Origin of the sequence: Proteus sp. G4415 (assembly GCF_963896075.1) — a bacterium.
Classification (GTDB): domain Bacteria; phylum Pseudomonadota; class Gammaproteobacteria; order Enterobacterales; family Enterobacteriaceae; genus Proteus; species Proteus mirabilis.
The window spans coordinates 16,907-31,088 of record NZ_CAWQOK010000150.1 but is presented as its reverse complement, the minus strand read 5'-3'; the positions used below and the strand labels follow the sequence as shown (position 1 = coordinate 31,088).

The window sequence follows — 14,182 nt, the reverse complement described above, 5'->3', positions numbered from 1 at the left end:
AAAAAACTGATACTTATGCGTATGGTAGGCAAGCTACGACCAGGCCTAAATCTCCTTTAGAGATCATACCTTTTGGACGTAAATGACGTTTACGCTTAGTTGATTTTTTAGTCAGAATGTGACGGAGGTTAGCGTGCTTACGCTTAAAACCACCACCTGCAGTCTTTTTAAAGCGTTTAGCTGCACCGCGTACTGTTTTAATCTTTGGCATTTCTATAATCCACTTCGCATTGTTAATAACATAAAATAATAAGGCGAATAGCAGTCAGTCAATAAAGACTGACGCTATTACTTGAATTGCCTAACTATTTCTTCTTCGGCGCTAGCACCATGATCATCTGACGACCTTCAATCTTATTAGGGAAAGATTCAACAGAAGCCAGTTCATCCAAATCTTCACGGATGCGATTAAGCATTTCCATACCGATTTGTTGGTGTGCCATTTCACGACCACGAAAACGTAGTGTGACTTTGGCTTTATCGCCATCTTCAAGAAAACGAATCAGGTTGCGTAGTTTGACCTGATAGTCGCCTTCATCTGTACCAGGACGGAATTTAACTTCCTTGACCTGAATAACCTTTTGTTTCTTTTTCTGTTCTTTGAGAGTCTTACTTTTCTCATAGAGGAATTTGCCGTAGTCCATAATACGACAAACTGGCGGCTCGGCATTAGGACTGATTTCAACTAAATCAGCACCTGCTTCCTCGGCTTTCTCAAGAGCCTCTTTCAGACTAACAACTCCAATCTGTTCGCCGTCTAAACCTGTTAAACGAACTTCATGAGCGCGAATCTCACCATTGATACGATTCTGACGCGTTGATTGAATTCTTTTTCCGCCTTTAATACCTTATTCCTCCAACTGATGAAGACTTCTGCTTCTGATTTCTTGCAGAAGTTTTTCTTTAAAATCGTTAACGTCGATACTGCCAAGGTCTTTACCTCGACGAGTACGAACCGCTACTTTGCCTGATTCGACTTCTTTATCACCGCAAACAAGCATGTACGGAACACGACGTAAAGTATGTTCACGAATTTTAAAGCCAATCTTCTCATTTCTCAAGTCTGCTTTTGCACGAATTCCGGCATCTTGCAATTCTTTGACGAGTTTTTGTACATAATCAGCCTGTCCATCCGTGATATTCATCACGACAACCTGCTGTGGTGCTAACCAAGTCGGGAAGAATCCTGCGTATTCTTCAGTTAGAATACCGATAAAACGTTCTAATGATCCTAACACCGCTCGGTGAAGCATAACAGGTACTTTACGCTCATTATTTTCAGCAACATAAGAAGCGCCTAATCGACCTGGCAATGAGAAGTCCAGCTGTACTGTACCACACTGCCATGCACGATCTAAACAGTCGTAAAGTGTAAATTCAATTTTAGGGCCATAAAACGCCCCTTCACCCGGCTGATATTCAAATTCAATATTGTTATCAGTCAAGGCTTTTGCTAAGTCTGTTTCTGCAATATCCCATAAAGCATCTTCACCGATGCGTTTTTCTGGACGAGTAGACAGCTTAACAACGATTTTTTCAAATCCGAAAGTAGAATATACATCATAAATCAATTTGATGCAGTTATTTACTTCACTTAAAATTTGTTCTTCTGTACAGAAGATATGTGCGTCATCTTGTGTAAAGCCACGAACACGCATTAAACCGTGTAATGCACCAGAGGGTTCATTACGATGACAGCTACCAAATTCAGCCATACGTAATGGTAAATCACGGTAAGAACGTAGACCTTGTTTAAAAATCTGCACGTGGCCTGGGCAGTTCATAGGTTTGATACAATATTCACGGTTTTCCGAAGAAGTAGTGAACATATTCTCTTTGTAGTTTTCCCAGTGACCTGTTTTTTCCCAAAGAACACGATCCATCATAAATGGACCTTTTACTTCCTGATAATCATATTCTTTTAATTTGCAACGTACAAATGTTTCTAACTCACGGAAAATAGTCCAACCATCATTATGCCAGAAAGCCATACCCGGCGCTTCTTCTTGCATATGATATAAATCAAGTTGTTTACCTATTTTACGGTGATCACGTTTAGCGGCTTCTTCTAAACGTTCTAAATAAGCTTTTAACTGTTTCTTATCAGCCCAAGCGGTACCGTAAATGCGTTGTAGCATTTTGTTATCGCTATTACCGCGCCAGTATGCACCTGCGATTTTCTGTAATTTAAAGTGATGGCAGAAACGCATGTTTGGCACATGGGGGCCACGGCACATATCAATATATTCTTGATGATGATAAAGTGCTGGGTGTGCATCTTGACTGATATTTTCATCAAGGATAGCGACTTTATAATCTTCACCACGAGCAACAAAAGTTTCCCGTGCTTGTGCCCAAGTTACGCGTTTTTTAATAACATCGTAATCTGTTTTCGCCAACTCTAGCATACGTTTTTCTAACGTTTCTAAATCTTCCTGCGTCAGAGAATGATCTAAATCCACATCATAGTAGAAACCATTTTCGATAACAGGACCAATCGCCATTTTGGTTTGTGGCCATAACTGTTTAATTGCGTGTCCTAATAAGTGGGCACAAGAGTGACGAATAATTTCAAGACCTTCATCGTCTTTTGCGGTAATAATCGCCAGTTGTGAATCTTGCTCGATTAATTCGCAAGCGTCCACCAGCTCACCATTAACGCGCCCTGCAATGCAGGCTTTGGCAAGTCCAGGACCGATATCTGCAGCGACATCCATGACAGAGACTGCATTTTCAAATTGACGTTGGCTCCCGTCAGGAAGAGTAATAATTGGCATTTAAAATCCTTAGTTACAGTGGTGACCCATACGCAAGATCACATGCATTCTTAATTTTACTTTAAAATTTAATACGTTATTAGCAGTTACTTGCTTCACTCTGCAAGTTATGTACACCAAAGTTTTTACGACAATAAAAGTACTTTGGCATACTGCTATAACTCAAGCGTGATATTATCATAGCAACAACAAATTATATATGCTTTTAATTGCGCGAGTATATCTGTCCCCGTTTGCTATTTACGCTAATTAAAATCATAGATATTAAATTAATAAATAACTCACTCATATATAAAGTTAACATCTATAATTGATTTTACTTTTCCAGCAGTTACTCGCTCGCCAGTCATACCATACCTCGCCTTTAAACCTAACGAAGTCGACGAATTAACTCTACCTAAAGATATAGCTTTATTAGCAGGGATTACATATCCATTACGCATTAATTGAACCCCCATACCTTTAGAGATTTCCCCTGCAGAGCCTGCTAAATTAATAAAGGTTGTATCATCATTAGTGGTTTGTCCGGAAAGATAAAATGATATATTTTGTGGTTGCGCACAGTGAATATTTAAATTGACCGGTGCTTCGCCTGGGTAAGGAGGTAAATTAACATTGACATTTCGGCTACTAACGTCGCATCCACTAATTGGCATTGTAACATCATATTTAGACACTATTTCCCACGTAAAATATTTAGGATTACCACCATCCCAATCCGCTATTTTATACATATTAATAGTTGCAATAGTTTCACCCGATCTAATGAGTACTCCTCCTGCAGGTGAGTTATTTATAGGCGTTAAATATAACATCATCGGCATCGGCATAGGGGTAAGATCACCGATATGTAAAACTTTAGTCGCACTATTTAAAGGTAATGAATATGTATTTCCATACCAATATACTGAACCACTAAAATTAAATAGTGGCCCAGATAAGCCCGTCCCTGGTTCTAAATTGATATGGTCAACATCTTGCCATCCACCATAACTATTCCAACATTTTAAATGCCTAGAGAGATCAACAATTAAATTCTGATAAGGTTGCACTTCAGCCTCTAATTGCACATAAATATTATAATTACCAGACTCAATATCATATCCATTATCAACACTGCACCCAAAAGATAATGCATATGCTGAAAAGAAAACAAAAAAAGGATAAAGAAGCCCCTTTATTATTAAATTCATTTACATATCCAATTTAAAAATATTAGTTAATATTATTTTAGCAATACATATAGATTTTGACAAAAAATATTAATAATCAATGAAATACATTCAAAAAAAGACTATACAAATAATATAACTTTGTTGTTCTCTATTTATCTACAATAAATAGAGAATAAAAAAATAAATTAATAAAACTAATTAATTAACAAATCACACATCAAAAGTCAGCATTTTTATCAGTAAGTCGTTTACTGTCGATATTCACTGGGGGTTTTATGAAAGTATTGACGAAAAGCTTGGCTAAAAGCCGAATGTGAATCATACCCTACCGCTAAAGCAATATTTTCAATCGTTAATGATGTGTATTTGAGCAACTCTGCGGATTTAGCGAGTCGCTTTTGCATCACATACTGCATAATAGATATGCCTAATTCCGCTTTTACTTTGCGCTGTAGCGTACTGATTGATATGTTTAATGCACCAGCAATATCAGAAGCTGTTAATGGCATATGCAGTTTATCTTCTAGCCAGAGATCTAATTTATCCCCCCAGCTTGGTTGTACTTTCATTTGGGCTAATAGCAGACGTGCGAGAGTGGAATGATGTTCTGGCGCTTGAGGGTATTGATGTACCCACGCTAATAATCCTATTGCTGCGGGTGATAAGGCAAATATTCCCCCTCTTTCATTCAGTCGCCACTGTGATGTGACAGGAAGTTCTAAAATAAGATTTTTATTATTGAGATGACCAGCAAAAGCATGATCGATGGTAGGTGGGATAATTAAATAGTTTTGTTGAGAAATAAGAAAATCTTGCCGATTGAAATTAACTTCCATCGTTCCGGTTAAGCCAAAGATGATCTGCCAGATATTCTCATGCTGATGTGATACCGTATCTTGTGTATAACATCGCAAATGTAATTCAGGTAATAACAAAACATCCCCTTACACATTAACGCTCACAGTGAAATAAATACTACAACAAAATCGCTGTGAGCGTTAAAAGAAAAGGACAATTAGCTATAGATCATGCTAAACGAGCCCCATCAGGCACAGGTAAATTAAATTCTGCGAGAACGATAGCACCGTTTTCATCAGCAGCCCCGGTAATCAACACCTCAGACTTGATCCCTGCAATCCGCTTAATAGGAAAATTGCAAACACATAAAACTCGGCGACCAATTAGCTCTTCAGGAGTATAATTCACGGTGATTTGCGCACTAGAGCGTTTAGTCCCCAGCTCTCCCAAGCTGACTTCCATTACATAAGCGGGTTTCTTCGCTTTTTTATTTATTTCAGCACTTATAATTGTGCCAACCCGCATTTCTACCCGTAAAAAGTCATCCCATTCGATGGTGTTGGTGTTGGTGGTGTCTGTCATCTTGCTACCTATTATTTTATTGCTATGTCTTCATTAAGATTATCGAATAAGTATAGATTAACATGACATCGGTATCCTGCCCTGTTGCTAAGCTGTCATTCTCTGTTGTTAAACACTCATGACGTTACTTTTCTCTTTATACAAAAACAAATTCTTAAGCTATTTTTAATCACCGTTAAAATAAGCGTACCAATTAATAAATTTGTTATGTATAAAAAGTATTCTTGCCTTGAAACTATTTAATACACCGACTTAGAGAATCGCCTATGAGAAAGATAACAGACTGGACTACCTTAGAAGGTAATTTAGTACGTTTAGTACCATTAAGCATGGAGCATGCATCACCATTACGTGAACTGATTGCTAAAGATAGGCCTGATGAACTTTGGTTTACCACAGTTCCTTCTGTCACTACATTAAAACAAGATATTGAGCATAAAAGACAATTACAAAAACAAGGAGTAATGCTTCCTTTTGCCGTTATTGATAAACGCCGTGAGCGTGTGGTGGGAGTGACGACCTATATGAACGTAGATAACCATACACCTCGAGTAGAGATTGGTTCAACATGGTATGCAAAAGAGGTACAAAGAACGGGTATTAATACCGAGGCGAAATATCTATTACTTAAATATGCATTAGAAGATCTACAATGTATTGCTGTTGAATTCCGCACTCATATCTTAAATCAAACCAGTCGTAGAGCGATTGAGCGTTTAGGTGCAAAACTCGATGGCATATTACGTAATCATCGTTTAACCACCAACGGTCAACGCAGAGATACCTGTATCTATAGTATTACCGATTATGATTGGCAAGCGGTGAAAACACATCTTGAGTGGTTAATGAAAAAATACCCATAACCTTCTTATAAATATAAAAATATTTCTTAATATCAACACTATTATTACTATTTATTTGCTATGATCGGTAGCCTTAATTACCTGTTGTTAGGAGCCTTTACACTCTATGTACTCTGTTTACCAGTTTTTTCAGGCTATCGGTCTTGGTCTTATTTTACTTCTACCGCTAACTAACCCACTCACCACGGTCGCACTTTGGCTTGGTCTGTCGGGGAATATGACCAAAGAACAGCGTAATCAACAATCCTTTATGGCATGTGTCTATATTTTTATTATTATGACCATCGCTTTTTATGCGGGTCGTGTAATAATGACGACCTTTGGTATCTCTATTCCAGGCCTTCGTATTGCTGGGGGGATGATCGTTGCTTTTATTGGTTTTAGTATGTTATTTCCCCATACTCCCAATGTGGACGATCCGCTTTCAGAAGAAAAAAATCCGCATCGAAATCCTCAGGCGCCCAATATTGCTTTTGTGCCCTTAGCCATGCCAAGTACCGCAGGGCCGGGGACAATTGCGATGATCATCAGTACAGCAGCATCAATTCCTTCACGTACAGATATTGCGCAATGGGTATTGTACGTTGCACCTATTACCACTTTCTTTTTAATTAGCCTGATTGTTTGGCTTTCACTGCGCGGTTCAACCGGTATTATGCGCTATCTCGGCCACAGTGGTATCGATGCTATTTCTCGTGTTATGGGATTTTTATTAATTTGCATGGGAGTTCAGTTTATGATTAATGGTGTACTTGAAATCATTGCTGATCTCCCCGCTTTATTACAACAAGCTCAATCAGCGGCTGCTGCCAGCTTATCAGAAAAGTTATCCGCTAAATGATAGGCTGCTTTGACCTTCGCTAAATAGCGTGGTGCTTGAGATGCTGGATGATTTTTTTCAACGTAACGATAAAAATCATCCGCGCTCATGGCATTAATTTTGGCAATCGCCGCATCTCTATTTTTATCAAAAGTTCTGAGTAATGCACCCGCCCCATTCACATAAGCCAAAATAGTCGCGTAATAGAGTGTTTCAGGATTGGAGATCCCAGATAAATGGCGCTCTCTTAATAATTGAATATAAGCAGTTCCTAAATCAATATTAGTAGCCGGATCTTTTAGCTGAGCGGTGGTTGGTTGCCCTGCTTTTCCTCTATTTTGATAAATATCTCTCCCCGCTGTGGATGCCTTTATTTGCATTAATCCAACCGCATTCGATTTACTTATCACTTCTGGCCTAAAATTAGATTCTACCTGAATAATGGCTTTAATTAAGGTTTCATCAACACCATAACGGGCTGAAGCTTGTTTAATATGCTCATCAAAAGGGGTGTTTTTCCATTGAGCAGTAGAAATTGAGGCATTATTAACTCTGTGCTCTACAGGCTGGCTATTTAAAAATCGCGGTGTCTCTTTTTTCGCCGTTTGGTGATTGGGATCTGCACACCCTGCCAGCAGTAAAATTGCCAAAGGAAATATTATGTTGGTCTTCACACGTTATCCTCATCATTTCGCCCTATGCTTTATAGGAGATTATTAAAAAACACAAACCTAACGCTGTCCATTAAAAAAATGGACTAAGGATAAGCTTCTCTCATAAAAACAGATACCTTAACCAGCAGTAAGCCATGATTTGGCTGTAAATTTCATCAATTGTGAGTATTAAACAACCTTTCACACCAATAGTTACCATCGATTGTTAATTTTTATAAAGAAAGACGACAATTTACTTAACATTTATTGAAATACATGCTGTTATCTTAGTATCAGCTGTTATCAAATAGCTATTTTCACTTTCACACAGAGATAACTTGACTTTTTTGAAATGATATTGATAATCATTATCAGTTAGAGAATTCCACGAAAATTATAAGGCTATATAATATGGATATGTTCCGCTCTGTAAATAAAATTTCGCTTACGGCATTATGCTTAGTTGCCTCAATCTTCTTTATAACCCCTGCACAGGCAAAAGATAAGCTAAAAGTTGTCACGACTTTTACTATTATCCAAGATATCGCACAAAATGTTGCTGGCGATGCTGCCGTTGTTGAATCTATCACCAAACCCGGTGCAGAAATTCATGATTATCAACCAACACCAAAAGATATTGTCAAAGCGCAAAAAGCTGATCTTATTTTATGGAATGGGTTAAATCTTGAGCGTTGGTTCGAACGTTTTTTCAATGAATTACGTAATGTGCCTGCGGTCGTTGTCACTGAAGGTATTACCCCTATGCCTATTCGTGAAGGAGCTTACAAAAACAACCCAAACCCACATGCATGGATGTCGCCTAACAATGCATTAATTTATATCGAAAATATTCGTAAAGCGCTCGTTGAACACGATCCAGATAATGCCGCAATTTATAACCAAAATGCCGCGCGTTACGCTGAACAAATTAAACAACTTGATGCACCATTAAGAGCAAGATTAGCGCGTATTCCTGAAGAAAAACGCTGGTTAGTAACGAGTGAAGGTGCCTTTAGCTATTTAACCAATGATTATGGTTTTAAAGAAGTGTATTTATGGCCAATTAATGCAGAAGAGCAAGGCACCCCTCAACAAGTAAAATACGTGATTGATACCGTAAGAGAACACCATATTCCTGTCGTGTTTAGTGAAAGTACGATTTCCGATAAACCTGCTAAACAAGTGAGTAAAGAGACTGGTGCAAAATATGGTGGCGTTCTTTATGTAGACTCACTTTCTGCCCCGGGTGGAGAAGTCCCTACTTATATTGATCTACTTAATATTACTGTCGATACCATTGCGAAAGGATTTGGACAATGAATGATAAAAAAATAAATCCTACTCTTACTGTTGATAATGCAACGGTAACCTATAACAACGGTCACACTGCTATTTATGATGCAAGTTTCTCTATCACTGGTGGCACAATTTGTGCCCTAGTGGGCATCAACGGTAGTGGTAAATCCACACTTTTTAAAACCATTATGGGATTAGTCAAACCTTCAAAAGGTACCGTAACATTAAATAATCAACCTATTCAGCAAGCACTTAAACAAAATATGATTGCTTATGTGCCACAAACAGAGGAAGTTGACTGGAACTTTCCTGTACTGGTTTCTGATGTGGTGATGATGGGACGTTATGGAAAAATGGGTTTTTTTCGTATTCCATCGAAACAAGATCATGAAGTGGTTGAAGCTTGTTTAGAGCGTGTCGGTTTATCAGGCCTTGGACATCGCCAAATTGGTGAGCTATCTGGTGGGCAGAAAAAACGGGTATTCTTAGCACGAGCAATGGCACAAGAAGGCACCGTACTGTTATTAGATGAACCTTTTACTGGCGTGGACGTAAAAACAGAAAATGCCATTATTGAATTATTACGTAACTTGCGTAAAGAAGGTCACCTAGTATTAGTATCAACTCATAACTTAGGTAGTGTACCCGAGTTTTGTGATCACGTTATTTTAATTAATAGAACAGTGCTTGATAGCGGGCCAACAGAAACCACCTTTACCCAAAAGAATTTAGAGCATGCTTTTGGTGGCGTATTGCGTCATATCAGCTTATCAGGCCCTGATCTTCACGACGACGACGATCCACGTTCACTTACCGTTATTACTGATGATGAACGCGCTGCCGTTTTCTATGGTCACCATGAACAACATACTCCCGCTCATCAAAGTAAGCGTAAACAAGGAGATTAGCCATGCTAGAATTACTCCTACAACCTTTTGAGTATAACTATATGGTAAAGGCTATCTGGGTAAGTGCCTTAGTTGGTGCTGTCTGTGCCTTTTTATCTTCTTACCTTATTCTTAAAGGTTGGTCATTAATGGGAGATGCCCTCTCCCACTCCGTCGTTCCCGGCGTTGCCGGTGCTTATATTTTAGGGTTGCCGTACGCAGTGGGTGCTTTTTTTACGGGTCTACTTGCTGCTTTATCAATGACTTTTATTCGTCACATCACAAGATTACGTGAAGATGCGGTGATCGGCTTTATTTTTTCTACTTTTTTTGCTTTTGGTCTGTTGCTGGTTTCATTAAACCCTACTGCCGTCAACGTTCAGACCATTATTTTAGGGAATATTCTCGGCATTGCTGACGAAGATGTCTGGCAAGTCGTTATCATTACTGGTGTCTCTTTTCTTATTCTATTTTGTATGTGGAAAGATTTATTAGTTGTATTTTTTGATGAAGTACATGCTCGCTCTATTGGTTTATCCCCTTTAAAACTAAAAATCATCTTCTTTACCTTGCTCAGTGCATGTACCGTTGCTGCGCTACAAACGGTCGGCGCTATCTTAGTTATTGCTATGGTGGTTACTCCCGGCGCTACCGCTTATTTACTCACTGACCAATTTAAACGACTCGCTATTATCGCTATTTGTATTGGTACAGTAACCAGTGCTGTTGGTGCTTATCTAAGTTATTTCTTTAATGGTGCTACGGGGGGCGTTATCGTCACAATGCAAACCGCCCTTTTCTTATTAGCCTTCTTATTTGCGCCTAAACATGGCATGTTGGCAGCCCGTCGCCGCGCACGTCAAAGTTCACAAGCACTTATTTCACAATCCCAGCATCCAAAAGACGTTACTCAACAAGAAGAGGTGCAACTATGAATGAATTAATGGAATTTTTCATTGAACCTTTTCAATATCCTTTTATGCAACGTGCAATTATTGCCGCGGTTATCATTGGTATCGCCTGCGCTATTTTATCTTGCTATATGGTGTTAAAAGGTTGGTCACTAATGGGAGATGCTATTTCTCACGCTGTTTTACCTGGCGTGGTATTAGCTTATGTCACTGCAATTCCTTTAACGATAGGGGCTTTTCTTTCGGGCCTATTTTGCTCATTTGCAACAGGTTATTTAAAAGAGCATAGCCGAATAAAAGAAGATACGGTAATGGGAATTGTCTTTTCTGGTATGTTTGCTGTCGGTTTGGTGATCTTCGCTAGTGTAGATACTGACCAACATTTAATGCATATATTATTTGGTAATATCTTAGGTATCACCCCAGATGTGCTTATACAGATTAGTGCTATTTGTTTAATTACTATTACTATTATGCTGGTTAAACAAAAAGACTTTATGTTGTATTGTTTCGACCCTAATCAAGCAAGAATTGTCGGTCTCCCGGTCGCTTTATTACATTATGGCTTACTCTCTATTTTGGCGTTAACGATTGTCGCCTCGATGCAAGCCGTTGGGATTATTTTAGTGGTCGCCATGCTGATTTCTCCGGGGATCACCGCTTATCTATTAACGCGAAGCTTCTCTCGAATGATCACTCTCGCTATCCTTTTTTCTGTTATATCGAGTGTTATTGGTACATTTATCAGTTTTCATATTGACGGTGCCACAGGCCCTTCTATTGTACTCACGCAAGCGGTGTTCTTTATTATTGCATTACTCTGTAATCAGATTAAATTGGCAAAAATAAAACGGCAAACTAAACCCGCCAATGCCTAATGAAAATCTTTATTACTATAAAAACGGGATAATCATCCCGTTTTTTAGTTTTATACTGTATTGATTTAATTAAAGTGTTATTGTCATAGTATAAACATCGCTCGTTACTATTTGGGTCTACTAAGTAAACAACTTTGCGAGGTGTAATCTATGTGGCAGAATATTGGTCGTTTGCTTGAATCAAATTTAGGATTTTCAGCAAAGATCAGCGAAAAACACCACCTTTCAAGCGGTGATATACACCACACTTGGAAAATTCAATATGGTGAGATCCCTGTCTTTGTAAAATCTAACCTACGGGAATTTTTGCCCACCTTTAAAAATGAAGCAGAACAGCTTGAAATGTTGGCAAAAAGCCAAACGATCCGTATTCCTCGCGTATTAGGCATTGGCAATAGTAAAGATACTAGCTTCTTACTGTTAGAATTTCTGCCTGTGCAACCTTTTACACCTCACAGCGCGTATTGTTTTGGTCAACAGTTAGCTAAATTGCATCAATGGGAAGAACAACCCCGTTATGGTTTTGATTTCGATACCCATATAGATACCACACCTCAAACAAATGGTTGGGAGAAGCGCTGGAATTACTTCTATTCGGAAAAGCGTATCGGTATCCAGTTGCAACTCGCTTCAGAGAAAGGGATGGTTTTCGGTGATATAGAAGAAATCATTCAAATCATTAATCACCGTTTAGCCGATCATCATCCACAACCCTCACTATTACATGGCAACTTATGGCCTAAAAATTGTGCTGCTATAGGTCAATCTGAAGGAACGATGTTCGATCCTGCTTGTTATTGGGGTGATCGCGAATGTGATATTGCCATGTTACCGCTATGCTCTTCTGTGCCAGCCAATATTTTTGATGGTTACCAAAGCATCTGGCCTTTATCTGAAAAATTCCTATCACGCCAGCCTATCTACCAACTCTACTATTTCCTTAATCGTTGTCATTTATTCGGTGAAGAAAAAGATTACCTAGCAGCCAGAAAAATCATTGATGATTTGCTCGGCACACACTAAAACAATCTGATTTTATTTACCGATAGATAAAAATAAACCTCGCCAAATGTTATCCTGCGAGGTTTATTTTAATTAAATCAATGTGATAGATAACTACCAGCCTAAAAATTTCAGCAGAAAATAACCAATTGCGATCACAATAATAGGTGAAATATACAGCACCATGACTTGAGTAAATAGTGTATGTCTTGGCAATTTTATATTCTGCTCTAGCTCTTGCGCTGTAATACCACTTTTTAGTGCTCGTTCAATAATTAGTTGATCTTGAATATTTTCCTTTAAATATTTCACTTGGCGATACATTCTTAACCCTGATGCACTCAGTGCTAAGCCAATAAACATTAAAAAGAAGATCACAAAGAAGATAATATTCTGTTGGCTAAAACCTATTTGAGTGTTGGGTACTGGAGAATGACGCCAAAAAAAGTCTAGCCACGGGGTGTTAAATTGTACCATTTCTGCTAATACTCGAAAAAAATCATTAATCACAGCATTAACACCCTCGCCATTTGCTCTTGGCATCGCAGCTAACTCAATCAACGAAACTGTCGTTGAAATAAAGGCAGGAATAAAAATAAGCCAACCAATAACACGTTTTACGATGGCATATATTCCTGCATGTTGATAACTCATTTTGTCCTCACTCATAGAATTCGGCAATATGCACCTAAATATCCTAATCTAATTAACGGCTAATATGTCAATAATTTAATAGCTATCATTTTCTCTATTTATTTTTTAAAAGAAATAAGAAACTGATTAAAAAAGATTTTCCAATCAACTCTTGCTACAATCATTTTTCATCAACATAGACCTTATTATGGAGAGTAAACATGTCTTTTAAATTGCCCATTGAAGCCGCTATTTTTGATATGGATGGTTTGCTAATCGACTCAGAGCCGTTTTGGGCACAAGCAGAACATGAGGTCTTTGCACAATTAGGTGTCGATTTATCACTTGCTGACAGCATGCCCGACACCGTCGGCTTAAGAATAGATCAAGTTATCGAACTTTGGTATCAAGTATCACCTTGGCAAGGCGTAACACAACAAGAAGCTAAAGAGAGAATGATTGCTCGCGTTGTACAACTTATTGAAGATAAAAAACCGTTGCTCCCTGGTGTTGAACATGCCCTATCTTTATGTCAATCATTAGGTTTAAAGATAGCCTTAGCCTCAGCATCACCGCATTTTATGCTAGAGCGTGTACTTGAGTTATTTAATATTCGTCATTACTTCTCTGCTGTTGTCTCTGCAGCTGATTTAGCGCACAGTAAACCTCACCCAGAAGTCTATCTCAATGCTGCTAAGGCACTTAATGTCGCACCCATTAATTGTGTCTCTTTAGAGGACTCACGCAATGGTATGATTGCTTGCAAAGCTGCAAGAATGCGCTCAATTGTTGTGCCTGCAGCGGAGCAGTTTAATGACAAATGTTGGGGATTAGCCGATGTTAAAATTGCCTCTCTCAACGAATTAACCAAATCTCAATTATTAGGCTAACGACTTTAGTTATAGCC

The 14,182-nt window shown here is 38.5% G+C and carries 16 protein-coding genes; 8 read left to right on the top strand and 8 right to left on the bottom strand.

Annotation, left to right across the window (positions count from 1 at the left end; all coding sequences use genetic code 11):
• Window positions 1–13 precede the first annotated feature (13 nt).
• The 6 genes from rpmI to AACU95_RS16725 form a co-directional block, all read right to left on the bottom strand.
• Window positions 14–211 carry a 50S ribosomal protein L35 gene (rpmI, locus tag AACU95_RS16750; RefSeq protein ID WP_004242608.1) on the bottom strand — a complete coding sequence of 66 codons (198 nt, stop codon included), beginning with the start codon at window positions 209–211 and terminating at the stop codon, window positions 14–16.
• 94 nt (window positions 212–305) lie between these two features.
• Window positions 306–845 (bottom strand): translation initiation factor IF-3, encoded by a 540-nt coding sequence (infC, locus tag AACU95_RS16745; protein WP_012367833.1) that lies wholly within the window; start codon window positions 843–845, stop codon window positions 306–308.
• 3 nt (window positions 846–848) lie between these two features.
• Window positions 849–2,777 carry a threonine--tRNA ligase gene (gene thrS / locus AACU95_RS16740; protein WP_004242605.1) on the bottom strand — a complete coding sequence of 643 codons (1,929 nt, stop codon included), beginning with the start codon at window positions 2,775–2,777 and terminating at the stop codon, window positions 849–851.
• 281 nt (window positions 2,778–3,058) lie between these two features.
• Window positions 3,059–3,970 (bottom strand): fimbrial protein, encoded by a 912-nt coding sequence (locus AACU95_RS16735; protein WP_141192138.1) that lies wholly within the window; start codon window positions 3,968–3,970, stop codon window positions 3,059–3,061.
• Window positions 3,971–4,200: 230 nt separating this feature from the next.
• Window positions 4,201–4,887: a helix-turn-helix transcriptional regulator gene (locus AACU95_RS16730; protein WP_017628172.1), complete on the bottom strand. Its 687-nt coding sequence runs from the start codon at window positions 4,885–4,887 to the stop codon at window positions 4,201–4,203.
• A gap of 91 nt (window positions 4,888–4,978) precedes the next feature.
• A complete protein-coding gene (locus AACU95_RS16725; protein ID WP_012367830.1) occupies window positions 4,979–5,332 on the bottom strand; it encodes a tRNA-binding protein in 354 nt (117 codons plus the stop codon).
• A gap of 266 nt (window positions 5,333–5,598) precedes the next feature.
• On the opposite strand from AACU95_RS16725, the gene AACU95_RS16720 reads away from it, so the two are divergent.
• Both AACU95_RS16720 and AACU95_RS16715 read left to right on the top strand, forming a co-directional pair.
• Window positions 5,599–6,195, top strand: a complete 597-nt coding sequence (locus AACU95_RS16720; protein WP_004247938.1) for a GNAT family N-acetyltransferase — start codon at window positions 5,599–5,601, stop codon at window positions 6,193–6,195.
• 106 nt (window positions 6,196–6,301) lie between these two features.
• Window positions 6,302–7,036: a MarC family NAAT transporter gene (locus AACU95_RS16715; protein ID WP_004242597.1), complete on the top strand. Its 735-nt coding sequence runs from the start codon at window positions 6,302–6,304 to the stop codon at window positions 7,034–7,036.
• Here the strand turns inward: AACU95_RS16715 and AACU95_RS16710 are convergent.
• Window positions 6,988–7,689, bottom strand: coding sequence for a transglycosylase SLT domain-containing protein (locus AACU95_RS16710; protein ID WP_004242595.1), 702 nt, complete (start codon window positions 7,687–7,689; stop codon window positions 6,988–6,990). The two genes, AACU95_RS16715 and AACU95_RS16710, sit on opposite strands and share 49 nt — an antisense overlap.
• A gap of 390 nt (window positions 7,690–8,079) precedes the next feature.
• Between AACU95_RS16710 and AACU95_RS16705 the strand changes: the two genes are divergently transcribed.
• The 5 genes from AACU95_RS16705 (at window position 8,080) to AACU95_RS16685 (ending at window position 12,663) form a co-directional block, all read left to right on the top strand.
• Entirely contained in the window at window positions 8,080–8,988 is a 909-nt protein-coding gene (locus tag AACU95_RS16705) for a metal ABC transporter substrate-binding protein (RefSeq protein WP_004242594.1), read from the top strand.
• The gene (locus AACU95_RS16700) at window positions 8,985–9,872 is read left to right on the top strand and encodes a manganese/iron ABC transporter ATP-binding protein (protein ID WP_004251467.1); all 888 of its coding nucleotides are present in this window, start codon (window positions 8,985–8,987) and stop codon (window positions 9,870–9,872) included. The genes AACU95_RS16705 and AACU95_RS16700 overlap by 4 nt, the downstream gene beginning before the upstream one ends.
• Window positions 9,873–9,874: 2 nt before the next feature.
• On the top strand, window positions 9,875–10,786 hold the full coding sequence (locus AACU95_RS16695) for a metal ABC transporter permease (RefSeq protein ID WP_004242585.1): 912 nt from the start codon (window positions 9,875–9,877) through the stop codon (window positions 10,784–10,786).
• Complete coding sequence (locus AACU95_RS16690) at window positions 10,783–11,640, top strand: metal ABC transporter permease (RefSeq protein WP_004242584.1); 858 nt, start codon at window positions 10,783–10,785, stop codon at window positions 11,638–11,640. Before AACU95_RS16695 ends, AACU95_RS16690 begins: the two co-directional genes overlap by 4 nt.
• A 150-nt stretch (window positions 11,641–11,790) precedes the next feature.
• Entirely contained in the window at window positions 11,791–12,663 is an 873-nt protein-coding gene (locus AACU95_RS16685) for a fructosamine kinase family protein (protein WP_141192294.1), read from the top strand.
• A gap of 93 nt (window positions 12,664–12,756) precedes the next feature.
• Here AACU95_RS16685 and AACU95_RS16680 read toward each other — a convergent pair whose 3' ends face one another.
• The gene (locus AACU95_RS16680) at window positions 12,757–13,311 is read right to left on the bottom strand and encodes a YniB family protein (RefSeq protein WP_004242582.1); all 555 of its coding nucleotides are present in this window, start codon (window positions 13,309–13,311) and stop codon (window positions 12,757–12,759) included.
• Between the two features lie 185 nt (window positions 13,312–13,496).
• Between AACU95_RS16680 and hxpB the strand changes: the two genes are divergently transcribed.
• Window positions 13,497–14,165, top strand: coding sequence for a hexitol phosphatase HxpB (hxpB, locus tag AACU95_RS16675; protein WP_004242581.1), 669 nt, complete (start codon window positions 13,497–13,499; stop codon window positions 14,163–14,165).
• Window positions 14,166–14,182: the final 17 nt, after the last annotated feature.